The 1,615-nt window shown below is 67.8% G+C and carries 2 pseudogenes; both read left to right on the forward strand.

Going from position 1 to position 1,615, the window contains the following annotated elements:
- Positions 1 to 106 precede the first annotated feature (106 nt).
- A pseudogene (locus tag I5G_RS24685) lies at positions 107 to 1,117 on the forward strand (extracellular solute-binding protein); the annotation flags it as partial.
- Between the two features lie 56 nt (positions 1,118 to 1,173).
- Positions 1,174 to 1,615: pseudogene (locus I5G_RS26475) on the forward strand (GMP synthase (glutamine-hydrolyzing)); the annotation flags it as partial.

Here is a 1,615-nt window from a genome sequence, read left to right on the forward strand (position 1 = left end):
CCTTGGTTAATCCGGCATCAAATGGCCCCCCGCCCCGCAGCCCTTTCGGGGACCCGCGCCGCCGGAGGGAATCCCCACGCACGTCCACACAATGAAAGGCAATCCCATGCGTTTCACTTCACGCGCAGGCCGCACCGTCGCGGTCGTCGCCGTCGCCGCGGCCGTCCCGGCCCTCCTCGCCGGTTGCTCCTCGACCGGAGGCGGCGACGCCTCCGGGGAGAAATCCATCACCTACTGGCTCTGGGACAGCAACCAGCAGCCCGCCTACCAGCAGTGCGCGGACGACTTCCAGAAGTCGTCGGGCATCACGGTGAAGATCGAGCAGTTCGGCTGGTCGGACTACTGGCAGGGCCTGACGACGGGCTTCGCCTCGGGTACCGCCCCGGACGTCTTCGCCGACCACCTTTCGTACTACCCGCAGTTCGTCTCGCAGGGCCAGCTGCTCGACATCTCGGACCGCGTCAAGAAGGACGGGCTGGACCTCGGCATCTACCAGGACGGTCTCGCCGACCTGTGGACGAACCAGGACGGCGGCCGCTACGGCCTGCCCAAGGACTTCGACACCGTCGCGACGTTCTACAACGAGAAGATGGTCACGGATGCCGGTTACACGGCCGACCAACTCGCCGACCTCGCGTGGAACACGACCGACGGCGGATCCTTCGAGAAGCTCGTCGCCCACCTGACCGTCGACCAGAACGGCGTCCGCGGCGACGAAGCCGGATTCGACAAGAGCAAGGTCGCCGTCTACGGCCTCGCGCTGAGCGGCAACGGCCTGAACGCGAGCGGCCAGCAGACGTGGTCGCCGTACGCCCTGAGCAACGACTGGTACTACGGCGACAAGACCCCCTGGACCAGCTCGTGGAACTTCGGTGACAAGTCCTTCGCCGACACCCTCGCCTGGTACAAGGGTCTGATCGACAAGGGCTACATGCCCAGCGTCGACATCGCCCTCTCCGAGCAGGACCCGCTGAACGGTTACCTCGCCGGGCGCTACGCGCTCGTCACCGACGGCAGCTGGATGAACGGCTCCTACCTCGGGCAGGACAAGGTCCCCACGAAGGTCGCTCCCACGCCGGAGGGCCCGAGCGGCAAGCGCGCCAGCCTTTTCAACGGTCTCTCCGACGGCATCTGGGCCGGAAGCAAGAACCAGGATGCCGCGTGGGAGTGGGTGGCCTCCCGGCCGACTGGAACAGCGGCAACGTCATCGCCGAGCAGGTCGCCCGCATCCGCGAGCAGGTCGGCACCGGCCGCGTCCTGTCCGCGCTGTCGGGCGGCGTCGACTCCGCCGTCTCCACGGCGCTCGTGCACGAGGCCGTCGGCGACCAGCTCGTCGCGGTGTTCGTCGACCACGGGCTCCTCCGCAAGGGCGAGCGCGAGCAGGTCGAGAACGACTACGTCGCCTCCACCGGCGTCCGGCTCATCACCGTCGACGCGCGCGAGACGTTCCTCAACGCCCTCGCCGGGGTCAGCGACCCGGAAGAGAAGCGCAAGATCATCGGCCGCGAGTTCATCCGCGCGTTCGAGAAGGTGCAGGCCGACCTCGTCGCCGAAGCCAAAGCAGACGGCGAACCCATCCGCTTCCTCGTCCAGGGCACGCTGTACCCGGACGTCG

The organism is Microbacterium sp. B19 (assembly GCF_000333395.1).
Lineage (GTDB): Bacteria > Actinomycetota > Actinomycetes > Actinomycetales > Microbacteriaceae > Microbacterium.